The following is a 24,624-nucleotide window of genomic DNA, read 5'->3' on the forward strand; positions in this document are numbered from 1 at the left end:
CGGCAGGGGTACACGTCTGCAGATGGGAGAGAAAGGTCTTGTCAGACTCTGTGACAGACCACTGATTGAGTACGTCATCTCCATTCTCGAAGAATCAGGATTTGAACCGGTGGTTGTAACCACACCACGAACCCCGTATACTGCCAACTACTGCCGGACACGGGAAGTTGACCAAATCTGCACAGAAGGTGCAGGGTATGTTGAGGATATTGCTGAAGCCGTTGAGATCCTCGGTGAAGAGGGTCCGGTTCTTATCGTCTGTGCCGATATACCCGGATTGTGCAAGGATCATCTTGATCAGATCCTCTCCTCGTATGATGCCGGGGGCAAACCGGCCTGTTCAGTCTGGATCCCGGCATACCGTTTTGAAGAGCAGGGATGCAGAGTAAACTATACCAAAGAGATAGCAGGCACTCATGCATCTCCTGCAGGTCTGAACATTCTTTTAGGATCTTCGATTGAAGATGAGCAGGACGAACTCTGTCTCCTGATAGATGATCCGGCACTTGTTTTCAATGTCAATACCAGAGAAGAACTGACAGCAGCAGAAGAATTTTTCAAATCACGGCGGGACAAAACCTGAAGTTCTTTCATCTTTCTCTGATGACCGAATCATGATATGCCCGCAGAGCAAAGATCTCTCATGAGTTTCTCCCGTGAGATTGAACTCGACGGGCACATAATCGATTCAGGAATCGTTGAGAATGTCCTTGATACCATCCTCGACATGGGTGGTGATTTTGAGTTCCTGGTGTTTGAAGTCGGCAAGAAGAAGACCGACAAGAGCTACGCAAAGATCAGGATATGTTCTGACACCAGCGAACGTCTTAATGGAATTATCAGCCGTCTTCACCGGCATGGTGCCCGGCTCGTAGAGGTAGCAGAGGTCACTCTTGTTCCAGCCGAAGGCGAGCGGATTGTTCCAAAGGGCTTTTATTCCACGACAAATTATCCAACCGAGATCAGGTATGCAGAAAAGTGGATCCCGGTAGAAAAGATCGAGATGGACTGCCTCATCGTGGTGAAAACAGATGAGAGGCGGGCTATCTGCACCCCCATGGATAAGCTCAGGAAGAATGATCTCGTGGTCATGGGAGAGTTCGGAGTAACAGTTCACCCTCCAGAGCGTTCCCGGGATCATAATGAATTTGAGTTCATGGGTGGAGGCGTATCGTCAGAGCGTCCAACCGAGACGACCATCGCAAAGATTGCAAAAGAGATGGTCGAACTTCATCAGCGTGGTGGAAAGGTTGCGCTGGTAGGAGGGCCTGCCATCATTCATACAGGAGCTGCTGACGCGTGTGCTGCACTGGTCCGAGAAGGGTACATTAATGTTCTCTTTGCAGGGAATGCACTCGCAACTCATGACATTGAGTACAGTTTATACGGGACATCGCTCGGTATGGACATCAGAACCGGAGAACTGGTTGCTGCAGGTCATAAAAATCACCTGTACGCGATAAGTGAGGTGATGAGGGCCGGTTCGATCAGTGCAGCGGTTGAGACAGGCGTCGTGCGATCAGGGATCATGTATGAGTGTGTAAAAAACGGGATACCATTCGTCCTGGCAGGTTCTATCCGTGATGATGGCCCTCTTCCTGATGTCATATCTGATGCACGGGTGGCGCAGGATGCGATGCGCAAATATGTTCCCGATATAGGTATGGTCCTGATGATTGCGACAATGCTTCACTCTATCGCGGTTGGAAACTGTCTCCCAGCATATGTGAGAACCATCTGCGTTGATATCAACCCGTCAACGGTTACCAAACTGATGGACAGGGGTACAATGCAGGCTATCGGAGTTGTGAGTGATGCAGGGGCTTTCATTCCGATGCTACTCAGGCAGATCAGGCTGATTACCGGAAAAACAGAAGAGTAGAATTAACTGGTTAGTGGCATGGCATAGGGCTGCTCATGCTTCATAACAAACTCCCATTCTTTTTTGCAGGTGCAGGAGATGTCAAGGACAGATCTGATAAGTTCCTGATCTCCGTTCAGATTATACTCACGGATTGCATCAAGGATCATCTGATCACAGGTTCCGCAGTTGTGTGCCCCTCGTTTCTGTCCTCCTCCAAGGGGATCACAGGTGATATGGACCGGCGCTTCAGCAAGAACTTTTGCAACGCTCCAGAGGTATGGTGGCCGGTATGACCCCTGGCGCCAGAGCCGCTCCACGACAGTGTGGCGCTGAACAGAACAGGGGTTCATGGATATCAGATCAGTATGGGGTAGAATATCCTGCACCGAAGAGCTCATGTCTTCATAGGCTTCGCGTTCGGTGACATACGCAGGTTTGTAGAGCAGATAGGTCTTCACCAGCCCCCCTGCCCGCCTGATATCTGCAGAAGCAGAGATGTACTGGGCAAAAGACAGGCCTTTGTCTATACACTTCTCCCTGATGAGATCAGATGAGGTCTCCAGCCCGATAGCAATAATAAGGCCTCCTTTTCCCGATTCATCCTGCAGAAGATTTCGATAGGCAGCAACCTTCTCATAATCCACATAGTCTCCCCTGCATTCCACAGTCAGGATGCGGCCTTTGCAGAGGGTGGCAATCTTCTCCCTGACTACAGGAGGTACCTCCAGATCATCAAAAAAAGTACCAGAGGTGTAAATCTTTACAAGTGAGGGATCATGCTCAGATATACTTGCAGCGAGAACCTCGAGCTGCTCGTTCATGGCGAGGATCAGTTCATCTGTTGAGAGATCATGATACCGCTCATGCCTGTACTGGCACATCAGGCACCGGTTCCACGAGCACCCCCCTGAACGCAGAATCACAGTCACACTATTCAGTATTTCATCAAGAACGCGGTCTGAACCGGTCCACAAGGCTATTGGCGTGTTCTTCTGTTCTTTTTTCATAGAAATATCCGATTAATCTCCTTGCTGCCGGACAATGGCAACAGGTATTACTCAGTCTATGGAAAGACCAACAATATATTAGGTCGGGCCGGTGAAATATATTCAGTCAATCATTTCGGAGGCGATTAGGACTTGAATCCGCGTTCTTTCAACATTATATCTGCAATATTTCTGATATTGGTCCTTCTCGGACCTGGCACTGTATCAGCATATTATCTCACACTTGATGCTCCTGCAGAAGTGAGAGTAAGCCAGCCGTTCACGGTGACCGGAACCACGAATGTCCCCCCACCGGACAAGATCGATGTCGTGCTCTCTCTGTCATCCAATATTCCAATTGAGAAAGACCGTCAGTCAGTTGCGATCACTGATAAGGGCGATACCAGTTTTAATGTCACATTCCAGACTACAGGTTATGAAAAAGGGAATTACAAAGTAGAAGCGCTCTCACAGACCCTGCGTGATTTCTCAGCCGGTTCGCGAAACCTTAGAGTTGTGAAGCTGACTGACCGGTCTGATATCATCAGGTTCTCTTCCCCACTCTACCAGGACTTTGACGGGACTCTGGAGATCGAGACCCGGATTCAGGGGTACGAAGACAATGCAATCCAGATCGAAGTGAAGAAAGGAAACACGTCAGTCTTTGGTCCTGAGTCTGTGCCGGTCAGCCGTGGCCTGATGAAATATGAACTTCCAATCAAGGAGCCTGGAGCATACACGATAACCTTCACCGACTCAAAAGGATTTATCGGAACATACACGGTGCAGGTCGGGGAAGAAAAAGGATCATCGACTGCAACTCCCACACCAGTAGAAACTGCTGCTCCGATAGTTCATGAGACAGACACCACTACCCCGGCAAAGACCAGTGTAAGTCCCGCCATAACCTCCGAGCCGACAAAAAGTGTACCTTCACTCACACCATCAGAGACAAAGGCTCCAGGAAATAATACTGGAGATAAACCAGTCCAGGTTGAAGGGGTAAGTTCAACTGCACCGGCATCACGCGATTCCCCGGCATATTTCCTTGTGTCTGTAAAACAGGCACCGGTAACGATCTCTACCTCTTCAGATGAGGACTGGGTCATGGAGTACAAAACAGCCCCGGGATCTGCCGGAGTTAAAGTAAATGATAAAGGAAAGGGATCTCCCGAACAGGCCACGATCACTGACTCAACCAAGGAAGTCTATCTGAAAGTATATCCGTACAGTTACAAGTCATCTGATGAAGTGACCATTACTGCAAGCAATGCAGCATCGGTGGGTCTTTCAGATACGGCAGCCCAGGCATTCGGTGCGCCTCCAAGATATGGAAATAGCAACGCATCAGGAGAGAAGAAATCTCCCGCTCCTCTTGCGGGAGTTGTTCTCGGACTTGCAGGAGCTGCATGGCTTCTGCGACGAAAGTAAAAATATTCCTTTTTTCAATTATCTGTCAGCGTGTGCGTAGTAATTTTTTAAAAGTCATCAATTTCCAGTTGAAATGTCTATCATTTTTTTGTTGTAAAGAGAATACCTTTTTAAGAGCACAGTGCAACCTACTAGAGGAGCCGAGGTAGTCTAGTCCGGGAAGGCGGTGGTCTTGAAAACCACTGGTGTTTCACCTCAAGAGTTCAAATCTCTTCCTCGGCGTTTTATGAATTTGTTCAACGTTGTAACAAATTCAATTTTTTGATCTGTTTTTTCGTAGAGTTTACGGATTACCAGATAATTGAAAAAACCTGGATCGACCGGGATTAGACAGTTCTTTTTTTATCGTAACCTGATAACATGACTGTATGAAATTTTTATTATACCTCATCTTATTCGGCATTCTGATCATCCCCTCTATGGCTGTTGACACATCAAACTGGGTGAATGGTACATCAGATGCTGGATTTACGTTTCAAATGCCACCGTACTGGGCCAGTGATCCTATAGACAAGATAACAGAAGTAATCCGGACAGATAAGAGCGACGCGGTCCTTATGATATCATAAGAGCCCTTAAACTCGACAGAATCAAAGGGTTCCGGGGTAAATGTAACCACCCATATACAAAAAAAGATGTCAGATCTGAAAGTGCCTAAGGCTGAGATCGTTGAGCTTGAAGCAAATAATGTGTCTGCATCGGGCACCACACTTGATGGGACAATCATCACAGCCAGAGAAGAGCTTAGTGATGATCATATCAAACGCTGGATCTGTGAGTATTCTAATGCAGACGCGGTTACAAAATACACAAGCACCATGCTTGCTATCATCAATAGCACAGAGTTCAGATGACTGAAAAAGCCAGCCAAAATTTTGTGAAGGTTTAAAAATTTTATATCCGGGATGAATGTTCAGACTGGAGATTCACCAATCTGATGTCATCCTTCATTACGTCTCTTTACCAGCGCTCATCTCATCGAGGAGAATTGCTTTGTCAAAAGCTTCAAGTGCCTCATCATATCTTTCCAGACAATTGAGGGCATTCCCCTTGTTATTCCAGGCATCGCTGTATTCGGGATCTATCAGAAGAGCCCTATTGCAGGATTCAAGTGCCTCTTCATGCCGCTCCAGACAGTTGAGGGCATTTCCTTTACTATTCCATGCATCACTGTATTCCGAATTTATCTGGATCGATCTTTCACATGCCTCGAGGGCCTCGCTGTACCGCTCAAGGCTGTGCAACGTAATTCCCTTAGCATTCCATGCAACCGCATTCTCCGGATGTATCTGAATAGCCCGATCACATGCCTCAAGAGCCTCATCATACCGCTCAAGTAGAAACAGGACCTGTCCTATATCAGTCCAGATGTCCGGGTTATCAGGTTCATCTTTACTGGTTCTGGTATACTCCTCAAGCAACTCCCCGTATCGTTCCATATCCTCAAGAATCGCTTTTCTCCGGATCGAAAGATTTGAATCACTCTTTGAAAAAGAGAGGTTGCGCATACACGATATTTGGCTGAACAATGATTAGGTATTCCTTTATAGCTGGCAACGCATCTCCTCTGAACTGAGATTCCAGATCTCAACAATATTGTATCATCTCCTGAAAAAATCTGAAACCATCTTCTAAAGATCCCTCTCAAATGCCCGTACAGCTCACGTGTATAGGATAGTATGCAGTACACGTTTGCGTCCCGGATGGAGAAGACTCCCAGGTCATTCATCAGGGAGATCCTCAAAGTAACCCAACGACCAGAGATCATCTCTTTTGCCGGAGGTCTGCCAAACCCGGCACTCTTCCCGGTGAAGGAACTGGCAGAGACGGCAGAGAAGGTCATTGTTGAGGAAGGTACTGCGGCACTCCAGTATGCGACCACTGAAGGACATCCTCCGCTTCGTGAGTGGATCGCGGAACGATACAAAAAACGTCTCGGGTTAGAGATATCACCTGATGAAATCCTCATCACCAACGGGTCCCAGCAGTGTCTGGATCTGATAGGAAAGATCTTCATCAACAAGGACAGTGTTGTGGCCCTTGAGCGACCGGGGTACCTTGGAGCAATCCAGGCATTCTCCATGTATGAGCCCAAGTTCTCCACGATCTCCCTGACTTCCGAAGGCCCCGATATTCATGAACTCGGGCAGGTTCTGGACAAGGATAAACCATGCTTCTTCTATGGTGTCCCCAACTCCCAGAACCCATCAGGAATTACATGGTCACGGGAGAACAGGAAAGCCGTTGCAGAACGGCTTGAACGGGCAGAAACTGTCTTCGTGGAGGATGATGCGTACGGAGAACTCAAGTTCAGGGGAGAACAGATGCCTTCCATGAAGGAACTGATCCCTGAACTGACAGTGATGACAGGATCGTTCTCCAAAATCATCGCTCCGGGGATGCGGATGGGATGGATATGTGCACCAACACCGATCCTTGAGCAGGCCGTCACCGTAAAGCAGGGCACAGACCTGCATTCAAACATCCTGAGCCAGCGGATCATCTCACGATTCCTGGCTAACTACCCGGTGGATGCCCATATTGCCCGGATATCTGCAGCATACGAAAGCCAGTGCGACTGCATGTTATCAGCAATACAGTCTGAATTTCCTGAAGGAGTCTCCTACACCAGACCAGACGGAGGGATGTTCATCTGGGCAACCCTTCCGAAGGGCTACTCGTCGATGGAACTCTTTGATCGGGCGATCAAGAAAGACGTGGCAATCCTCCCAGGTCTTCCATTCTATACTGACGGAGGGGGATCTGATACAGTCAGGCTGAACTTCTCCAACTCAACGCCTGAACGAATCGAAGAGGGAATCAGCCGTCTCGGGCAGGTGCTCAGGGAGTACCTGAAAGAGACGCCTGAACTGCATGCAGCATAAGAATGAGAGAGAAGCCTGATATAACCTGTCCGGACAGCATCCCTCTCCGGTACCAGGTCAATTCATTCGACTTTTTTTCAGATCTCCTCTGCGCTTTTTCAGATCAGATGATTCATCTCGTCATCATGCTTGACGGGCAGATGAATTATGATGCTCTTGTCCGGGCTGCACTCCGGGCTACTGATGCCGAACCGGTCACCCGGTGCCGGCTTATACAAGAGAACGATATGCTCTGGTGGGAGACGATCCCATTGGTCACCACCGCAGACCTGATTACAGAATTTTCGGTCCCTGATCCTGCATCACACCTTCAAAATGCCCTTTCATATTGTATCGATCCATTCAGAGGTCCGATGGTGAAGATCGTCTATATCAGGAGCACTGAGAAGAACGGAGACGTACTTGTCATCAATGCCCACCATGCTTCCATGGACGGGAAAGGGATGAAGGACTTTGCCGGGCTGCTCCTTTCACAATACAGGGCAGACCAGAGTGGAGCATCGATCCAGGTTGAGCCAACCGATATGAGCGCCAGAGTTCTGCCAAGGCTCTCATCTCTTGCACCCGACCTGCTGAACAGAGCTGATGTGCAGGTTCGCTGGTCAGATAAATTTTCAGTTCCATCCAGATCACTCATCTGTGAGCGGCAGGTCTTCTCACTCCTGTCACTGAACAAGGAACGGGTCGGACGTATCCATGCAACGCGAAAGGAATGGGGAGTCACCCTTAACGATCTGATGCTTGCCGTGGTTGCGACAGCATGTTCCCGGATAACAGGCAGTAAAATAAATGATATCCATCTGCTCAACACGATCGACCTTCGCAGGTACCTGACTGAAGTGCCACAGAGATCGGTCTTTAACTTCGCCACTGCATTCGAGGTTGCCATCGAGGTAGATCCTGATGATACACTCAGGGATACTGCAATCAGGACTCACCAGGTGATGAACCAGATAAAAAAGGGAACTCCCGGGATTGATGCGGCCATTGAGGCTGAATGCCTGTATGATGCCGGATGTACTGCAGCACGCTGTGAGATGCAGAGACAGTGGAACGGGGTACTGGCTGAGGGAAAGAGATCGCCGCTCTTTACGAATACCGGGATAATATACCCGGAACAGTTGGATTCGGGAGTTCCGGTATCACATGCATTCCTGCTTCCGACACATAACCTGCCTCCCGGATTCAGCTTTGCAATCTCCACATTCGGGGATGAGATGACACTCTCATCCAGTTATGGGCTGCCCGCTTTTGATCCCGAACTTATCAGAACCCTCTATACTTTTCTTGATACGATACTGCCCGGGCATGAAGTTCATCCCGGAACATATTCGGTAATATAAAAATGCGATCTCCAATTAGGAGATCAACGGTTATTCACTGATCTGCCTGGTTACTACAGATGCCGGGAGCACCTGTGCATACAACCCGGACAGTGCTGCGAGAAAGGATCCATGCACATGATCTGCCACAATAGTTCTTCCTTCCCAGACCAGATCACGGGTTGCACATGCATCTGATGCCAGAGTGCACTGGTAACCAAGATCAGCCGCAGCCCTGACGGTTGCATCAACACACATGTGGGTCATCATTCCTCCAATGAACAGGTGGTCAATTCCGGCACGGGTCAGAACATCCTGAAGATTGGTTGCCCTGAAACTATTTGGGAAATTCTTCTGAACTACAACCTCTCCCGGCATTGGCTTTACCAGATCGTGAATCATAACTCCCGGGGTGTCAGGAATAAAAAAAGGAGCATCCGGCCGTGTTGAGAGATGCTGAACATGAATAACAGGAATACCTTTTTTCCGGGCAGCGTCAAGAAGTCCTTTGGCCTGATGACCTGCCTGCTCTGCACGAACCAATTCCATCTTCCCACCAGGGAAGTAGTCGTTCTGAATATCAATGAGAAGTAATGCTGACTTCATGGTTGTTGCTCTGTCTTTTTTAGGAGGAGATGCCGTCTGAGGTAAAACCCGAACCGTTCATAAAATCTGAAGGACTGTTCATTACCTTCACAGACCCTGACCCTGTATTCGGTTACATTCCTCTGTCTGATCCATGCGAGGGCCCGGTTCATAAAAGACGTTCCGATACCCAGTGACCGGTACTCAGACATTACATAAATGGACTCGATCTCGCCATACGAACCGGGTGCTGCAGAACTTACACAGAATCCGATATATGGCCCATGCCCCTGAACCTGAGCCAGGTGAACAAGAATCTCCCGATCTGCATTAGTTTTCCTGATATCGTCACATCGTTCAGAGAACGGCCGTTCCTGTAGCAGATCTCTGAAGTATCGGGCATTACATACATGATGAGTCCGGAGCTGGTTCCAGAGATCTTCAATATAAGGCAGACCATCTTTCCCGAACTCTTCGTATGTGATATCTGCTGAATCTACGATATCTGGTTCCGATCGTTTCTCTTCTCCATCACGATGTACCAGTTCCGGATTGAAGGCAGGAACACAGACTGCCAGGTACTCGGCCCCTTCTGGTGAACTATACCTGACCCACTCACCTGCCGGCGCAATGGCGGTCTGTCCACTCTGAACCTGTACTGAACCGGTTCTGGTTGAGATGACAAGTGCACCCTGCAGAACTACTGAATATTCATCAAACTCAGGAGTCTGGCCTGGTTCAGCCCATCCGGGTGGACTTTTCATCATGGCAATACTTACCTGCTCTGTTCCGGATACCGCTCTCCCGATATACTCAGCAATTGTTTTCGGTGGAGAGCCGGCTGCCGGAATCAGCCTGGGTGAGCCGATAACCCTGACCATACATTCAGGTTAGCTGATAACCGGGAAAAAAGGGGATCATATGAGAAGGAATAGAGTGCTACCGGAGTGGCAGTCAGACTCTTCCCCGGGTGAGACTGCGGTGATCTTTACCTGCTCACGGGCCACAATAGAGGGTAACACATGGCAATCGATCAGATTCCTATCGGCAGGTTCTCACTTATCAGTCATCTCTCTCTGAAAGCACTTAGGATATATGACAGGAAAGGTCTGCTTGTCCCGGCTGCAAAAGATCGGATCACCGGATACCGGAATTATACTGCATCACAGATCGGAACCGGGGTGGTGATCAGAACCCTCTCTCTCCTGGGTTTCAGTCTCGATGAGATAGCCACAATTCTACATGCAAAAGAATCAGGCGATGATAAAACGATCCGGGCACTTATTGCTGAAAGGAGGACACAGGTAGGAATCGAGATCGACCGGTTACACAAGATAGAAGAGATTCTCCGGCATCAGGAGATCTCACTGGAATTGATGCCTATGAGTTGTTCAGAACCCGCAATTAAAGAGATCACCCCGATCAGGGTGATGAGTATACGCGACAAAGGACAATATGAGGAGATCTGTTCCCGCCTCATCGGTGAGCTCTGTGGGATAGTAGAGTCTGAAGATGCAGGACAGACCGGTCTTCGCATGGCCGGTCCCCCCATGAGTATCTACCATGATGGAGAGTACAGGGAGACAGATGCAGATGTGGAGGTTGCATTTCCAATTCTTGGGAGACTCAGCAAAGATTCAGATCGAATTCGGATATCAACTCTGACCGGAGGACGATTCCTCACACTGATCTATAAAGGTCCTTACATGGGGATTCATGAAGGATGGTCCCGGGCTTATTCGTATGCCACAGAAAAGGGCATCTCGCTTGGGATTCCCGGGAGAGAACTATACCTGAATGATCCCTGCAACCTTCCACCGGAAGAGTTACTGACCGAGATTCAGATTCCTGTTATCGGAGAGGCAGAACTTCCCTGATATTCAGGGCAGTTCTATCTTTTCTGCTGCACGTTTTCCGTACGGACAAGCGTATACGCACATGCCACAGACAGCTTCTTTTCCCTGCTCTCGAAGTGAGGCAAAATACCTGTCACACTTGCCTGCATCAAACCGGGTCTCCCGTGGATCTTCTTCTCTGAAAGACTCGCCTGTAAAGGCATGAACAGGGCAGGCATCAACACATTCCTGGCATGAACCACACCGCTCTTTCATAGGAGATCCGGTCGGAACCAATGGTGCGTTCGTAAGAATGCTCCCCCATCTGACCCTTGGACCTGCAGATCTGGTGATGAGAAGGCAACTCTTCCCGATCCATCCAAGACCAGCACAGTGCGCTGCGAGTTTGTGCGAAAAAAATGCTGCTATCTTCTCATTGTCTGTACGAGTTGATGCGGGAACAGGAAATGCTGCAAACCCTTCCTGCTGTATTCGTCCGGCTAGTTGGGAGATGAGACTATCAAGCCTTGAATTGACCACATTATAAACATAGTGCTTGTACATGATCGAGCCAGTTTCTGATCCCTCAGGCAGGAGGTCGACAAGCGGATGAAGGAGATCCACCCCCACGGTGACGGCAAGAGGATACATGGCGATCTCATCTCCACCCTGATTCCGGACCGCCTCGTGTGCAGACCTGAGGTCGGCAACTCCATAGTGATTCACTCCGGCCTGCTCTGCAATCTGCCGAAGTGCCTCATCAAGAGACATAATCTTATTTGTGTATCATCCGGACAAATACCTGTGCCGATATGATTGGATAGAGTCCCAGGTTGGAGAGGGAGATCTGGGAAGGTTTCTCCTGCCGATGACCCTTAATAAATAACTTAATAATAAGGCAGACGCACCTTGAGATATGGCTGAAACCATAGACGCATCTGAAGATGTTCAGGCTCTCGTCTGTGCCGGATCATTCCCATGGTGGAGTGTCCTGCTCTGGGGAATCTGTGCAATGATCATCGGGATACTGCTCCTGGTAAGCCCGGTGATCACAACCATTGCCCTCATAACCATGATAGGGGCCTGGTGGTTTGTCGGAGGAATCTTCTCACTTCTGAGTCTGACTGTTGACCGGTCACACCTGGCTTTGAAAGTAATTTCCGCTATATTAAGCCTCATAGCCGGTCTCGCGATCCTCGGGTACCCGCTCTTCAGCACGCTGATCATTCTCCCGTTCTTTGTGATGTTGATTGGAGTATGGGGCATTATTATCGGAGGGGCGCAACTCTATCACGGATATCTGGTAAAAGACTGGGGATCAGTTGCACTCGGTCTCCTGAGTGTTATCTTTGGTATCCTGCTCCTGGTTTATCCTCTTCAGGCAGCTCTTTCACTTCCATTCGTAGCAGGAATCTTTGCACTGATTGGCGGGATATCTGCAATAATGGGATCATTTAACCTGAGAAAGATCCAGACATCTTAATCCTTTTTTCCGGTTACGGAATGTAACCGCCTGCAAACGCATCCGGCATAGTCCGCTGAATGAGTGTTGATGCCCCGACCGGAGGTTTGATCTCAAGTGAGAAGGATCCTCCTGCCTTCGGACCGCTCATTCCTGCAGTCAGAAGATTAAGAGTCACCCGGGTACTCCCTCCAGGATAGAGAAGACCACTACCTGGCTGCACGTTTGCTAATGGAACTTCACCACCGGCTCCGCTACCCTGTGCATAATAGTAGACCATCTCTGACAGATCAATGGCTTCTCCGGTCTCAGGTACACTCAGGCTGAAACTCAGGGACTCAAGACCGTTTGCATCAGTATATTTTCCCCTGACAAGGCCATCAGTGATAGCGGTTGACGTACTCTGCTTGATTCCGGCATACGTTACCTCCTGAAAACGCTGGGTAGCAAAAAAGCCGGTGCTCATCGTCACATAAGCAAAGACCGCTGCAACAACAACAAACGCGATCAGCACTACTGCTGCTTCAAGCCCTGAAAATCCCGGCTCTCTACTCATATATCACGCCGTTGTATACTCACCCGTACCGATTAATAATATTTCCTTTTTAAAACAGGGTGTACAGAAACAGAAAACTGATCAACTCTCCGTTTTTATGACAATGCAACACGGTATGATCCGGACGGGACACTGATCTCAAATCTGACTCCTTTTCCCGGTCCACCATTTTCTGTAATACTCATTCTTGTGATCGCCAGAATCTCCCGGGAGAGAAACAGACCAAGACCGGTATTCTTTCCAAATCCTTTGGTGAACAACCGCTTTTTGTCTGTTTCACATATACCGGATCCGTCATCTGTATAGATGATCCGAAGATAACCACCATCCTCTTCGGTTGTTATAGAGATCCTGGAGATCTTTCCTCCATGCCTGATACTGTTCTCCATAAGATTGAAGAAGACCTTCTCGATGAGAGGCTCTGCGTAGATCTCAATTCTGCCGGTCTCATTCTCAACCGAAATACCAGTCATATCCAGCGTCTGCGTCGCCTTGATGACGAGATTTGACAGCAGTTGCCATTCTGGCGGCCTGATCCCGATGTCCTGGTATATACGTGTGAACTCTATCTGCCTCTGGATGATTGCAGTAAGTTGTGTTGCTTTAGAGAGGAGAGACTCCTGATCAGATCCTGAACATTTCTCTTTACTGAACTCAAGATATCCGGCAAGAGCGGTGATTGAGTTGAGGATATCATGCCTTGTTACCGATGAGAGGATGGAGAGTTTCCGATTCGTCTCCATGATGGCATTCTCCATAAGCTTGCGATCGGTGATATCGATAATAAAACCCACAATTCCTGCCCTTTCTCCAGTCTCATCAGGAAAAACAGCTTTGCTCATAATAATGTCGTGAACTTTACCATCAACCCCCTGAGATCTACTCTCGTACTGTACACTGCCGCCTGTAGCCAGGAGGTCCTTATCCTGCCGATCATGTTCGCGTGCCATCTCTTCCGGGAGAATATCATATACTGTCTTCCCGATCACTTCACCCTTTTTCAGACCGAGAAAGAGAGCCCATGCTTCATTGGATCCAAGGTATAACCCGTTCTTATCCTTGTAAAAAATCGGGCTCGGAATCGTGTCAACAAGAAGCTGGATAAATACCGAGTCGGCTTTAATTTGTTCTTCGCGTTTGTGCTGCTCGGCGATATCCCTTATGATATGAATACTGACAACCGGACTATCTTCTGCAGTGTATAAAGGAGTACAACTCACCCTGTAATACCGCTGAGTTCATTGTAAATATCAGCGGTATGGTCCATGTTGTCCCGGATTAATGCTGTGTGCGGACAGGCGAGAACAGGGCCGCTGGTCCCGTGGACAAGTTCATCACAGTGTGTACCGATAGCCTTTTTGAGTGGTATACCAAGGTTTTCAGCCATGGCACGATTCATCTTCTGAATAGTATGATCAGGACCGATCAGAGCGATCATATCAGGAATTGCATTGAATATACGTTCCCACTCGGTATTATCCATGGATTGTCCTGTTACTTTTTGTTTAATACTCATTGAATATTTGGATGCCTTGTCTCAAGTCTGCCAATGCTCATCTTTCAGGTATAAAACCACCGGCATACATCAAAGTTCTCACGAGAATTACGGAAATATATATACCATATTGCGTGGACCATCATGTATCTGATTCCCGGTGATGATAACCTGATAGCAGAGATATCCCGGGTGTGAGGTGTTATATGGGACAGACAGAACCTTCAAACAACAAAATGCTCGTTGCAGAGATTACTGCAAACCCTGCCCCGCTCGGACTGCTCGGATTTGGAATGACGACAGTCCTGCTAAACCTGCACAACGCCGGTTACTTCACATTGGGATCGATGATCCTGGCGATGGGACTGGCATATGGAGGAACCGCACAGATCATTGCCGGGATCATGGAATGGAAAAAGAACAACACCTTTGGAACAACCGCATTCACGTCATACGGACTCTTCTGGATCTCACTGGTTATTTTATTGATCCTGCCTAAACTAGGACTCGCTGACGGGACCGGAGGGAACACAGCCATGGCAGCATACCTCGCCATGTGGGGCCTCTTCACCGCATTCATGTTTGTCGGAACACTCCGTGCAAACCGTGCAATACAGTTTGTCTTCGCTTCACTTACAATTCTCTTCTTCCTGCTTGCACTGGGAGACATCACAGGTATCGAGGCGATCACACGGCTTGCCGGATATGAGGGAATAATCTGTGGATTCTCAGCAATTTACGCAGGACTTGCACAGGTAATCAATGAGGCCCATGAGAGAACAATTCTCCCACTCTGGCCGGTATAACCACACTCTTTTTTGAAACCTCTCAACTACAATAAGGATACGTGCAGATATCCAGCCCATCACAGGTACCTGTCCGACAGGAATTCTGAACCGTGATGCCGATATCGTGCAATCTGATGAATGATATTGCGGGAATCAGGACCGAATAGTAATTAGGAGAGATAACCCTGCAACAGCCGGAGAGCTTCAAGTTCCCGTTCCCCTCCGCATCGCTTCACGAGGTCAACATGATGATCTATCTTGTCTTTCAGTGCAGAATCACGTGTCAGAACATATCGTGTGCCGTGCACAGCAGCCTCGATGACACTGTTGAATCCCCTGTTTATCGGAACAATTGTGGACTCTGCAAGTTCAATTCTGATCGGTTCAAGACTGACGAGGAGTTTCTGTTCGGTCTTCTGATCGATCCTTGAACGATACACAACCCAGCTCTCTGCTGAAGAGAGCCTGCAGACCTGATGCCCTGCTTCTTCAAATTCTATAAAATCATCAGGATCGAGATCTGAGAATGCAGCCCTGACAAAGATCACAGGATCATGCATGATGTTGGCAACCACCAGCCCGGTTTCTTCAATCAATGAAGCTGTGTGACTGCTCCTGAACACGGCCATCATGATACGATCACCACGACAGATCACCCCCATTGGAGCGGCATGCAACCTTACCGTCGCAATGATCTCGTTTATCCCCTCCTGCATCGGCCAGAAGCGGGACTGGTTCACAGATCCCACTCCCAGCCTTCAGTCAATGCCACGAAGAGACCTGCGATCATGATGTCGGCAAGAGAGCCGGGGTTGATACTCTCCCTGATACAGTACTCGTCAAATTCGTTATGTGAGATCTGTCCGGCAAGAACCTGAATCGCCTGATCCCTGACCCGGCATGCACGGTCAGTTCCAAACTTTTTTGCAATAAAGGTGTCAGGCTCTTCAGCCAGGAGCCAGAGAAATACCGATGAGACGGCTTCTCTTCCCCTTCCATCCTCTTTCAGAAGGTCAGCTGTTTTGCGGGTGAGAGGAAAGTTGTTCGTCCATTCACGAGCCACCATGTCCTGCGGTGCTGAATGGGCCATGACATCAAAGAGTGTCATCCCCCGTGCCCGAAGTTTATCTGCGACAGCCGGATCGTTGATATCAAGTTCATCAGAATCACGAACGCGGACTGCAGTATGGGCAAATGCATCAAAGAAGAGAATGGCATCTTCGACGGTAGTCTCCCTGATGCACCGGCATGCCCCCTCAATCCCTTTGCCCATGATCAGGGGGACAAGTAGGATAAATGCACCAAAATGAGTGTTACCCCCCCGATGCCGCCCGGTCAGAAGCGTGGCCTCCCGGATCAGTTCACCGATGGTTCCCACCTCCTGCTCAGCTTTCTCAAACGCAGGCCGGCAGAAGAGAGATGATGCGAGAAAGTGTTCAAGCCAGGTATCAGGATAATCATGGCCACGATCAACATTTCCCGGCTTGGTCATGGCACAGACTTCGAGCATCATTGCCATCTGTGCATGCTCTGTCAGGGTGAGAGGTGGTATGGCCATACAATATCAGGAGAAGATCTTCTGCATAATCTTTCTGGCAAGTTCGCGTTTCTGCTGCATATAGACCGACCGTTTTATTCCTGCCTGCTTAAGCGTCCCATCACGGAACATACAGGGTGTCGTATCCTTGCAGCAATATGCAAGACTACCAAAACAGGTACTGGTTCCTCCTTCCAGAATCGTATCCTTTACCCCTTCCATCTTCATGGCAACGAAATCCTGTGGAGATATCTTCAGTTTTTCAAGTGCTGGTAGAAGTGGACAGGGTTTAACCGGTAAGCAGCAGAACGCAAGGGATCTGATATCCCCACCACGGCAGAGTTGCTTGGGTGAATTATACCAGCCATGCTCACGGGTAAACTGGGCAAGTGCCTGACTGATGGCAGAGAGAGTCTTCACATCTGAACTGCGGGCAAGCGAGACCATGTCTGCTCCGTGGGCAAAGTACTCTTTTGCCTTCTCAAAGTCGGTGATACCATTATTTGCTATTAAGAAGACCGGGCAGGCATTTCTGATATCACGAAGTTTTATCGGCCCAAAATCCATCAGATCCACATGGATGATGTCTGCCCCGGCTTTCCACAGGAGTCTTGCAAGTTCGCCATCATTTGGTGCTACACCAGCACGGATCTTTACAGATACTGTAACACCGGTAATCTTGAGTGCCTGTACGTACGAGAGGAGTTTTTGAGGATTGGTAAGAAGATATTCTCCACATCCTGCCTCAATCATGGCCTGCTGTCTGCAATGTGCATCAATCTCATAGATTGCCCGGTCACCAATCTCCTTGGCCAGAGCAACCATGCAGTTGACTTCAGATGCACGGATATTTATCCCGGGAATCACTCCAGCTGACTCAACAAGAGCAACCTGCGCTGCAATCTCTGCTATGGGATCCCGGGGCAGGAACTCTTCCCTGCCCTGGTGGGAGAGTTCGCGTGCTGCAGATATGGTTGGTTCATCTATTGCATATCCACCGATAAATCCGATCCCGACGTATTCGGCCCGGTCCCTAATATATGCACCATCGGTCACCCCTGCCATGGATGAGATCGCGACAGGAATGGAGACCTGCCGATCACCAATCCGGAGATCATAGATATTGTCCATTCAAATCCTCGAATCTTTGCCTTTACCAATCAACCTTTGAATCAATTAAAGTTGGCCTGATATCAGGAGTAGATATCAGACTCCGGATCCAGGCCCTGATACTAAAACAGTATGTACTTACCATCATGCTCACCATACACATTTGATAACTATTTTATCGCTGGCAGTGTTACCTTAGCGTAATGGGAAACGTAGGTATTCTTCTAGTAGGTCACGGAAGCAAAAAGGAATATAATAAGGACCTTATCACTAAAACTGCTGCCCTGATCGCCGAACGCCATCCAGATTACAAGGTAAAATGCGGGTTCATGGAGTTCAGCGAGCCCACTATTCCAGAAGCACTTGAACAGTTCAAAACCGAAGATATAGATTCCCTTGCAGTTGTTCCTCTCTTCCTTGCACGTGGAGTTCACATCGATGAAGATATTCCGGGAATTCTAAAACTTCAAAGCGGACAGAAGAAAGGAACATTTAAACTTCAGTCACGGGAAATTCCCCTCGTGTATGCAGATCCGATCGGGCCGAACCCACTTCTTGCCGATCTGATGGCAGAGAATGCCGAAAAGGCACTTTCTCTTATCTAATCTTTTTTTATGCAGATTCTGATCCTCGATATCATTCATGGCGGGATTATTCTAGGTGATGCCCTGAAGGGCATGGGCCATACCGTGGATCTCGTTGATGTATACCGGGGAGATCTCTCACACCCGGGAAGCATCACCTGCGAGACTGCCATGTCCCGAAGGTATGATCTGCTCATTCACCCGGTACATCTTGATCCTTCATATCCGGTGCTGAGGGGACTCTCCTGCCCTGCTATTACTCATCATGAAGCGGTGAGGTGGATCCTGGGCTCAGGAAGGGAGACCAGGCCAACCGGCCATGAAAAAACCGGAATCTCCATTGAGATAACAGGGGCAAGGGGGAAAACAACCACCGCAACAGCCCTTGCATCACTCATGGATGGGTATGGAATCCTTCATACATCGAGGGGAATTTTCAGGTACCCGGAAGAAGAAAAAATTACCCGGATGAGCATCACTCCCGCATCACTTATATCAGTTCATGCTCTCCTGTCAGATACAGACTGGTGTATTACAGAGATCTCACTTGGATTTACTGGTCTGTCTGATCTTGCAATCCTTACCTCTGATGAGGACTATCGGATTGCATCCGGGCGACTCAGCGCCAGAACGCTTAAACATTTGAGTGCACTTTCGTGCAGAAAAGTTCTGATAGCCCCGGGTATGACCAGTGAGCACGATTCGGTGATCAATGCAAAAGACCTCACACAGGTAACAGGAGGGATCTGCACATACTCCTACAAGGACATGGAAGGTTCATTTGAAAACCCGCTCCTGACACTCGAAGGATACCGGACTCCCCTTCAACTGGCTACAGCAGCAGCACTTATTCTTGGATACAGGCCAGACAAGTTGAGTAATTTCGCCTCGCTTCCTGGCAGAATGAAGATAACATCAGAAGAGGGCCGGATGATCATAGATAATGCCAGCACTGGGGCATGTCTGAAGACCACCCTTGATGCTATCGCCCTGCTCCGGGGTACAGAGGATCAGATTACTCCATTTACCCTGATCATCGGACAGGAGAACAGAGCAGTATGTGAAAATTTTTCCGATAATGAGATCATCGCTGCCATCAGAAAGGGAAGACCTGCAACAGCAATCCTTGTTGCAGGTGATGACAGGATGAATGTCGATGCCATATCAGGAGCATGCCAGGAACAGGCAGTTCCGATAACCACAGTGAATTCTATAACAGAAGGTATGCAGGTTGCCAGGGAGAAACCTGCCAGTCCGATAGTTGTCTCGGTAAAGACCTGGAGGTAATTTATGAAATATATGCAGCCACGACCAAGTTCAATTGTTGCCGCTTTGTATACAGCCCGGGATTTAGGGGTTACCGTCTCCGTGCTTCATGGGCCTTCAGGTTGTTCATTTAAACACGCACGACTTCTTGAAGAGGATGGGATGCGGGTTCTTACAACCTCGCTTTCAGAGAATGAGTTCGTGTTTGGCGGCCAGGAACGTCTCATTGAAGTCATCAAATATGCTGAAAAAGAGTTCAACCCGTCGCGTATGGCAGTAGTCGGGACCTGTGTCTCCCTTATCATCGGTGAAGATCTTGAAGCAGCAATAGAGATGGCTGATCTTCATACAGAGACGATAGCAGTCGACATTCACGCAGGATTTCCAGAAAATATTGATGGTGTGATCGCAACACTTGAGCCTGCAAACCGTGTCGGCTGGATCAGTGATGAGGAACTTATCAGGCAGAAAGAACTGCTAAAGAAAGCAAACGAGGTGGAGAGGCTGCGTGGAGCTGCAATGAAGAGTTACATCGAGCCATCACGGGGAGACCTGAAACATGTTGCAGCAACCAGAATCCTGAATCTTATTCATGAAGGGAAAAAGGGGGTTGCTGTCATGAACGCCAAGAAGGAGACCGCGTACATGTTTGCCGATGAACTACTCGGACTCCATGATGCAGTGCCTGATGCTGATATTATCTACTCTGCAAATCTCGAACTCAGGGGACTGCCAAAAGTGCGACGGGATGCACAGCGAATATCTGATGAACTGAAAACCAGAGGACTTCAGTTTATTTCGCAGGGAGCACTTGATGAATATGGTGCTTCCGGAGATTATCTTGGCTCCTGGATTAGGGATATGAAACCGGACTTCGCTCTCATCGTGGGAGTACCACACGCAATACCTTCTCATTATCTTGAGGGTATCGAATGCTTCTCAATAACCAATGGACCCCGACAGGTTGGCCCTCTGAAGGAACAGGGCCATGCCCATGTGATGGTTGAGGTTGACCTGCATCCCAGAACCCTGGGAGTCACTTCTATCGTGGAGAGTGAGTTCGGGGCAGTGCTCCGGAGCCTTGCATGAAGACCATCCTGATATCTGGTGATCGATCAGGGGCAGGAAAAACCAGTATCACTGTGGCACTCGCGGCTCTTCTTTCCCGGCATTACAAAGTCCAATGCTTCAAGGTCGGAATGGATTATATTGATCCATCGTATCTTTCTGCAGTAACAGGTAGGCATTGCCTGAACCTTGACTCATTTGTTCTTACTCCCGAAGAGAACCAGGAAATATTTTCCCACGCCTGTTCGTGCATGGGTGCTGAGATAGCACTGATCGAAGGGGTCAGGGGGTTATATGAAGGTGCAGAATCTCTTTCAGACATCGGCTCCACTGCATCCATCGCCAAACTCCTGAAAGTTCCAGTATTATTAGTCATTGATGCCAGGAGTATCACTCGGAGTGCAGCGGCACTCCTCAAAGGTTTCACTGCATTTGATCCCGAGATCACTATTTCAGGAGTGATCCTGAACAATGTGAGGGGCGAGAGCCATATCAGAAAAGCAACCGAGGCGATCGAACATTACTGTGGAATCCCGGTTGTAGGAGCAATTCCACGACTTGAAAACCCTCCCCTGAAGATGAGGCATCTCGGTCTGGTTCCATTTCTTGAGGGATCTCCAGATAGGGAATTTCTAAACCAGATTAACAGTATGATCGAATCAGTCGGAAAACAGATCGATCTCGACACCCTGCTGAACCTTGCTGATGATCGGGAAATTCCCCCCTATGCAGGTTCAATCTTCAGATCTCCGGAACAGAAAGATATCAGGATAGGGGTAGCCGTTGACGGGGCTTTCAACTTTTATTATGCGGACCTCTTCGCGATCCTTGAGAGTTACGGGGCTGAAGTTGTGCCATTCTCACCGATCCGCGACTCTCTCCCGGATGTTGACGGGATCATAATCGGAGGAGGATATCCTGAATACTTTGGGAGAGATTTGGAACAAAATGCGCGAATGAGAGAAGCGATCAAGAATGTATCATTGCAGGGGATGCCGATCTACGGAGAATGCGGAGGGCTCATGTACCTCTGTGATTCGATCAGATTCACCAGTGACTGGAACGGACTCTCTTCTGGTGACGAGTTTCAGATGTGTGGGGTTTTTTCCGGTACATCTTCAATCCCATCCAGACGTATAGTGCGATACGTGATCGGTACAAGTTCTGCAGACACCCCGTTCGGCGTTCATCAGTTCAGGGGGCATGAATTTCATTATTCAGATGTTCAGTTAGACGCCGGAGCAAAATACGGGTATCATCTTGAGAGAGGAGTAGGTATTGAAGGGTCCAAGGACGCGGCGATCTCCAGAAATACACTAGGATCATACACTCACCTTCACCCGGTTGCTGCCAGGAAGATGTTTGCTGACTTTTGTGAACTCTGTCGCAAATGGAAAACCACCAGGGGATGACTCTTTAGAATACTCCCAAGGATCCATAAAGATATATTTTTGGCTGAATACTTCCAGAAACCTATGTTATGCTAATCTATATAGACGGAGCATTTTACTCCCGTGAAGATGCAAAAATATCACCTTTTGACCACGGCTTTCTTTACGGTGACGGAGTTTTCGAGGGAATCAGAGCATATTCTGGAAGAATATTCAGATTATCTGAACACCTCGACCGGCTCTATGACTCTGCCAAGACCATTGATCTGAATATTCCAATCACAAAGGAAGAGATGACAGATGCAATCATTGAGACCTGTAAAAAGAACAATCTAAAAGATGCATACATCCGCCCACTTGTGTCCAGGGGAGTAGGAGACCTTGGCCTTGATCCCAGAAAATGCATAAAGCCAACCGTGGTTATCTTTGCTGTGGAATGGGGTGCAATGTATGGTGATCTGTATGAGAAAGGACTGAAAGCGATATCAGTATCTATCAGGAGAAATCCGGCAGAGTCACTCCCACCCAATGTAAAAAGCCTGAACTATCTGAATAATATTCTCGCCAAGATTGAGGCAAATTACAAAGGTGGGGATGAAGCGATCTTCTTTGACACAAACGGGTACCTTTCTGAGGGATCGGGTGACAATATCTTTGTGGTGAAAAACGGTTCTATCACTACCCCACCAACGATTAACAACCTGCGTGGTATCACCAGGCTTGTAGGTATTGAGATCGCCAATGAGCTCGGTATCAGTGTTTCTGAAAGGAACATGGGATATTATGACCTCTACTCCGCGGATGAGGTGTTTGTAACAGGAACAGCAGCGGAAGTTGCTCCGATCACATTAATCGATGGCAGAGTAATCGGGAATGGAAAACCTGGAGCAATTACAAGACAGATGATGGAAAAATTCAAGATTGTTGTTCAGAATGAAGGTACCCCAATATATTGAACAGAAGGGATCACATCACATTTTTATACCACTAACTCTAATGATTAGAGGCACAGGCTGATATAGTGTAGACCGGCCAATCATTTCGGCCTTTCACGCCGAGGACTGGGGTTCGAATCCCCATATCAGCATCTGGATTATCGTCTAACTCATTTCTCTTTTTGTATCAAATTGGATAAAAGTAACATACATTAACCAGAAAAAATAAAACACAAAAAGTAGATCAAGCGCAAGAGCTTTCACCTACTTGATTCATCTCCTGTCTGAGAAATTTAATGATCTCTTCGTGGTGATGAATTGCATGTTCAAATATCTGTTTGCGTATCTCAATTACCCGCTCTTCTGAATCCATTGTGCTTCATCCTCCAGTAACAAAGCATCAGGTCCAGGATTCTTCCCTGCCCCGGAGTAAAACATATCAAAACCATGACATATAGGTATGCCATGCAGTGATGACCAGCATAGTCATCACCTTGCCTAATAATCATCGGAAAGAATTAGAATTTAACGTAGTTTCTTTAAGACTGTTAAATCAAGAGAAAACTCTTTTCTGTTTTTTGTAAATACAGATTCAGCAAAGAAATATATTGACATAACGATACAGGCTAATGAAGCAATAAGTGTTGGCAGAGTTCTTTCGTTATTTGTCGCGCCAACCAAAGAGCCAATCAGATACAACCCGACAAAAACAAGCGTAAATCCATTAAACAAATACACCAGCCATTCGTACTGCTCAACGGATCGGATCTGCTCTACCATTCTAATCCATACTATAGCAGTAGCATTCAGATTAATATACTGATTTTAAATATCCAGTTCAAACATCATCATACAAAAGAGTCATTTCATCGTAGAACAATAGCAGCGTAAGGGTTCTCCCGAGGACTCGCGTACCTCAGTACTGGCTCTTACGTGAGGTGTCTTAACTTCCGGGTTCGGAAAGAGACCGGGTGTAGCACACCTGCTTTGGCCGCTATTGAAAGCCCCTGTTGGACTGAACCAACATCTGTAACCGAATGTTACAAAGACTGTACAATAGAGTTTACGAATTTTAGAACAATAGCAGCGTAAGGGTTCTCCCGAGGACTCGCGTACCTCAGTACTGGCTCTTACGTGAGGTGTCTTAACTTCCGGGTTCGGAAAGAGACCGGGTGTAGCACACCTGCTTTGGCCGCTATTGAAAGCCCCTGTTGGACTGAACCAACATCTGTAACCGAATGTTACAAAGACTGTACAATAGAATTTACGATTTGTAGAACAATAGCAGCGTAAAAGTTCTCCCGAGGACTCGCGTACCTCAGTACTGGCTTCTACGTGAGGTGTCTTAACTTCCGGGTTCGGAAAGAGACCGGGTGTATCACACCTGCTTTGGCCGCTATTGAGAGCCAAGGTCCGGATTTGAACCGGAGTATAGTTGATCTGCAGTCAACCGCGTGGCCGCTCCGCCACCTTGGCTTAGCTTGAGTTAGTCAAGACTATGTATTGGAATGTGCTGCGTTTAGA

General features: G+C 48.1%; 27 protein-coding genes, 3 tRNA genes and 3 rRNA genes. 17 read left to right on the top strand and 16 right to left on the bottom strand.

Annotation, left to right across the window (positions count from 1 at the left end; genetic code table 11):
- Positions 1–22: 22 nt before the first annotated feature.
- Positions 23–583 carry an NTP transferase domain-containing protein gene (locus ACHZA2_RS00975; protein ID WP_319578145.1) on the top strand — a complete coding sequence of 187 codons (561 nt, stop codon included), beginning with the start codon at positions 23–25 and terminating at the stop codon, positions 581–583.
- Between the two features lie 60 nt (positions 584–643).
- The gene (locus ACHZA2_RS00980) at positions 644–1,882 is read left to right on the top strand and encodes a TIGR00300 family protein (RefSeq protein ID WP_319580926.1); all 1,239 of its coding nucleotides are present in this window, start codon (positions 644–646) and stop codon (positions 1,880–1,882) included.
- 2 nt (positions 1,883–1,884) lie between these two features.
- Here ACHZA2_RS00980 and ACHZA2_RS00985 read toward each other — a convergent pair whose 3' ends face one another.
- The gene (locus ACHZA2_RS00985; RefSeq protein ID WP_319578146.1) at positions 1,885–2,871 is read right to left on the bottom strand and encodes an archaeosine biosynthesis radical SAM protein RaSEA; all 987 of its coding nucleotides are present in this window, start codon (positions 2,869–2,871) and stop codon (positions 1,885–1,887) included.
- 132 nt (positions 2,872–3,003) lie between these two features.
- On the opposite strand from ACHZA2_RS00985, the gene ACHZA2_RS00990 reads away from it, so the two are divergent.
- The 4 genes from ACHZA2_RS00990 (at position 3,004) to ACHZA2_RS01005 (ending at position 5,135) form a co-directional block, all read left to right on the top strand.
- Positions 3,004–4,281, top strand: coding sequence for a hypothetical protein (locus ACHZA2_RS00990; protein ID WP_394698447.1), 1,278 nt, complete (start codon positions 3,004–3,006; stop codon positions 4,279–4,281).
- Between the two features lie 139 nt (positions 4,282–4,420).
- Positions 4,421–4,503 (top strand) — tRNA-Ser (locus ACHZA2_RS00995).
- Between the two features lie 146 nt (positions 4,504–4,649).
- On the top strand, positions 4,650–4,850 hold the full coding sequence (locus ACHZA2_RS01000; protein WP_319578148.1) for a hypothetical protein: 201 nt from the start codon (positions 4,650–4,652) through the stop codon (positions 4,848–4,850).
- Between the two features lie 81 nt (positions 4,851–4,931).
- On the top strand, positions 4,932–5,135 hold the full coding sequence (locus ACHZA2_RS01005) for a hypothetical protein (protein ID WP_394698448.1): 204 nt from the start codon (positions 4,932–4,934) through the stop codon (positions 5,133–5,135).
- Between the two features lie 96 nt (positions 5,136–5,231).
- Here ACHZA2_RS01005 and ACHZA2_RS01010 read toward each other — a convergent pair whose 3' ends face one another.
- A complete protein-coding gene (locus ACHZA2_RS01010) occupies positions 5,232–5,789 on the bottom strand; it encodes a tetratricopeptide repeat protein (RefSeq protein WP_319578150.1) in 558 nt (185 codons plus the stop codon).
- 171 nt (positions 5,790–5,960) lie between these two features.
- On the opposite strand from ACHZA2_RS01010, the gene ACHZA2_RS01015 reads away from it, so the two are divergent.
- A complete protein-coding gene (locus ACHZA2_RS01015) occupies positions 5,961–7,166 on the top strand; it encodes a PLP-dependent aminotransferase family protein (RefSeq protein WP_319578151.1) in 1,206 nt (401 codons plus the stop codon).
- 2 nt (positions 7,167–7,168) lie between these two features.
- Positions 7,169–8,509 carry a hypothetical protein gene (locus tag ACHZA2_RS01020; RefSeq protein WP_319578152.1) on the top strand — a complete coding sequence of 447 codons (1,341 nt, stop codon included), beginning with the start codon at positions 7,169–7,171 and terminating at the stop codon, positions 8,507–8,509.
- A 30-nt stretch (positions 8,510–8,539) separates the two neighbouring features.
- Here ACHZA2_RS01020 and ACHZA2_RS01025 read toward each other — a convergent pair whose 3' ends face one another.
- The gene (locus tag ACHZA2_RS01025) at positions 8,540–9,094 is read right to left on the bottom strand and encodes a cysteine hydrolase family protein (RefSeq protein ID WP_319578153.1); all 555 of its coding nucleotides are present in this window, start codon (positions 9,092–9,094) and stop codon (positions 8,540–8,542) included.
- The gene (locus ACHZA2_RS01030) at positions 9,091–9,954 is read right to left on the bottom strand and encodes a GNAT family N-acetyltransferase (protein WP_319578154.1); all 864 of its coding nucleotides are present in this window, start codon (positions 9,952–9,954) and stop codon (positions 9,091–9,093) included. Before ACHZA2_RS01030 ends, ACHZA2_RS01025 begins: the two co-directional genes overlap by 4 nt.
- Before the next feature lie 141 nt (positions 9,955–10,095).
- On the opposite strand from ACHZA2_RS01030, the gene ACHZA2_RS01035 reads away from it, so the two are divergent.
- Positions 10,096–10,950, top strand: coding sequence for a GyrI-like domain-containing protein (locus tag ACHZA2_RS01035; RefSeq protein WP_319578155.1), 855 nt, complete (start codon positions 10,096–10,098; stop codon positions 10,948–10,950).
- Between the two features lie 3 nt (positions 10,951–10,953).
- Here ACHZA2_RS01035 and ACHZA2_RS01040 read toward each other — a convergent pair whose 3' ends face one another.
- Complete coding sequence (locus ACHZA2_RS01040; protein ID WP_319578156.1) at positions 10,954–11,679, bottom strand: 4Fe-4S double cluster binding domain-containing protein; 726 nt, start codon at positions 11,677–11,679, stop codon at positions 10,954–10,956.
- A gap of 145 nt (positions 11,680–11,824) precedes the next feature.
- Between ACHZA2_RS01040 and ACHZA2_RS01045 the strand changes: the two genes are divergently transcribed.
- The gene (locus tag ACHZA2_RS01045) at positions 11,825–12,391 is read left to right on the top strand and encodes a DUF308 domain-containing protein (protein WP_319578157.1); all 567 of its coding nucleotides are present in this window, start codon (positions 11,825–11,827) and stop codon (positions 12,389–12,391) included.
- 13 nt (positions 12,392–12,404) lie between these two features.
- Here ACHZA2_RS01045 and ACHZA2_RS01050 read toward each other — a convergent pair whose 3' ends face one another.
- The 3 genes from ACHZA2_RS01050 to ACHZA2_RS01060 all read right to left on the bottom strand — a co-directional run bounded on the left by ACHZA2_RS01050 (position 12,405) and on the right by ACHZA2_RS01060 (position 14,409).
- Complete coding sequence (locus tag ACHZA2_RS01050) at positions 12,405–12,926, bottom strand: archaellin/type IV pilin N-terminal domain-containing protein (RefSeq protein WP_319578158.1); 522 nt, start codon at positions 12,924–12,926, stop codon at positions 12,405–12,407.
- A 95-nt stretch (positions 12,927–13,021) separates the two neighbouring features.
- Positions 13,022–14,146, bottom strand: a complete 1,125-nt coding sequence (locus tag ACHZA2_RS01055) for a PAS domain S-box protein (RefSeq protein WP_319578159.1) — start codon at positions 14,144–14,146, stop codon at positions 13,022–13,024.
- Complete coding sequence (locus tag ACHZA2_RS01060) at positions 14,143–14,409, bottom strand: PAS domain-containing protein (RefSeq protein WP_319540758.1); 267 nt, start codon at positions 14,407–14,409, stop codon at positions 14,143–14,145. Before ACHZA2_RS01060 ends, ACHZA2_RS01055 begins: the two co-directional genes overlap by 4 nt.
- Before the next feature lie 218 nt (positions 14,410–14,627).
- On the opposite strand from ACHZA2_RS01060, the gene ACHZA2_RS01065 reads away from it, so the two are divergent.
- The gene (locus ACHZA2_RS01065) at positions 14,628–15,227 is read left to right on the top strand and encodes an acetate uptake transporter (protein ID WP_319540757.1); all 600 of its coding nucleotides are present in this window, start codon (positions 14,628–14,630) and stop codon (positions 15,225–15,227) included.
- Between the two features lie 152 nt (positions 15,228–15,379).
- Here the strand turns inward: ACHZA2_RS01065 and ACHZA2_RS01070 are convergent, their stop codons facing one another.
- The 3 genes from ACHZA2_RS01070 to ACHZA2_RS01080 are packed head-to-tail and all read right to left on the bottom strand — an operon-like array spanning position 15,380 to position 17,877.
- Positions 15,380–15,949, bottom strand: coding sequence for a DUF447 domain-containing protein (locus tag ACHZA2_RS01070; RefSeq protein WP_319540756.1), 570 nt, complete (start codon positions 15,947–15,949; stop codon positions 15,380–15,382).
- The gene (locus tag ACHZA2_RS01075; protein ID WP_319578160.1) at positions 15,946–16,767 is read right to left on the bottom strand and encodes a triphosphoribosyl-dephospho-CoA synthase; all 822 of its coding nucleotides are present in this window, start codon (positions 16,765–16,767) and stop codon (positions 15,946–15,948) included. Before ACHZA2_RS01075 ends, ACHZA2_RS01070 begins: the two co-directional genes overlap by 4 nt.
- A 6-nt stretch (positions 16,768–16,773) precedes the next feature.
- Positions 16,774–17,877, bottom strand: coding sequence for a methanogenesis marker 9 domain-containing protein (locus tag ACHZA2_RS01080; RefSeq protein WP_319578161.1), 1,104 nt, complete (start codon positions 17,875–17,877; stop codon positions 16,774–16,776).
- Between the two features lie 182 nt (positions 17,878–18,059).
- Here ACHZA2_RS01080 and cfbA point away from each other — a divergent pair, with 182 nt between their 5' ends.
- The 6 genes from cfbA (at position 18,060) to ACHZA2_RS01110 (ending at position 23,252) form a co-directional block, all read left to right on the top strand.
- Positions 18,060–18,461: a sirohydrochlorin nickelochelatase gene (gene cfbA, locus ACHZA2_RS01085; RefSeq protein ID WP_319578162.1), complete on the top strand. Its 402-nt coding sequence runs from the start codon at positions 18,060–18,062 to the stop codon at positions 18,459–18,461.
- 9 nt (positions 18,462–18,470) lie between these two features.
- Entirely contained in the window at positions 18,471–19,727 is a 1,257-nt protein-coding gene (gene cfbE / locus ACHZA2_RS01090) for a coenzyme F430 synthase (RefSeq protein ID WP_319578163.1), read from the top strand.
- Between the two features lie 3 nt (positions 19,728–19,730).
- Positions 19,731–20,795: a Ni-sirohydrochlorin a,c-diamide reductive cyclase catalytic subunit gene (gene cfbD, locus ACHZA2_RS01095; RefSeq protein ID WP_319578164.1), complete on the top strand. Its 1,065-nt coding sequence runs from the start codon at positions 19,731–19,733 to the stop codon at positions 20,793–20,795.
- Positions 20,792–22,186 carry a Ni-sirohydrochlorin a,c-diamide synthase gene (gene cfbB / locus ACHZA2_RS01100; RefSeq protein WP_319578165.1) on the top strand — a complete coding sequence of 465 codons (1,395 nt, stop codon included), beginning with the start codon at positions 20,792–20,794 and terminating at the stop codon, positions 22,184–22,186. Before cfbD ends, cfbB begins: the two co-directional genes overlap by 4 nt.
- A gap of 68 nt (positions 22,187–22,254) precedes the next feature.
- Entirely contained in the window at positions 22,255–23,121 is an 867-nt protein-coding gene (gene ilvE, locus ACHZA2_RS01105) for a branched-chain-amino-acid transaminase (protein ID WP_319578166.1), read from the top strand.
- A gap of 56 nt (positions 23,122–23,177) precedes the next feature.
- Positions 23,178–23,252, top strand: a tRNA-Glu gene (locus ACHZA2_RS01110).
- A gap of 373 nt (positions 23,253–23,625) precedes the next feature.
- On the opposite strand, the gene ACHZA2_RS01115 is transcribed toward ACHZA2_RS01110, so the two are convergent.
- The 5 genes from ACHZA2_RS01115 to ACHZA2_RS01135 all read right to left on the bottom strand — a co-directional run bounded on the left by ACHZA2_RS01115 (position 23,626) and on the right by ACHZA2_RS01135 (position 24,576).
- Positions 23,626–23,880, bottom strand: coding sequence for a hypothetical protein (locus ACHZA2_RS01115; RefSeq protein WP_319578167.1), 255 nt, complete (start codon positions 23,878–23,880; stop codon positions 23,626–23,628).
- A 97-nt stretch (positions 23,881–23,977) separates the two neighbouring features.
- Positions 23,978–24,099, bottom strand: a 5S ribosomal RNA gene (gene rrf / locus ACHZA2_RS01120).
- 79 nt (positions 24,100–24,178) lie between these two features.
- A 5S ribosomal RNA gene (gene rrf, locus ACHZA2_RS01125) occupies positions 24,179–24,300 on the bottom strand.
- 79 nt (positions 24,301–24,379) lie between these two features.
- Positions 24,380–24,501, bottom strand: a 5S ribosomal RNA gene (gene rrf / locus ACHZA2_RS01130).
- Between the two features lie 3 nt (positions 24,502–24,504).
- Positions 24,505–24,576 (bottom strand) — tRNA-Cys (locus ACHZA2_RS01135).
- Between the last annotated feature and the right edge of the window lie 48 nt (positions 24,577–24,624).

This window comes from uncultured Methanospirillum sp., assembly GCF_963668415.2.
In the GTDB taxonomy this organism is placed as follows: domain Archaea; phylum Halobacteriota; class Methanomicrobia; order Methanomicrobiales; family Methanospirillaceae; genus Methanospirillum.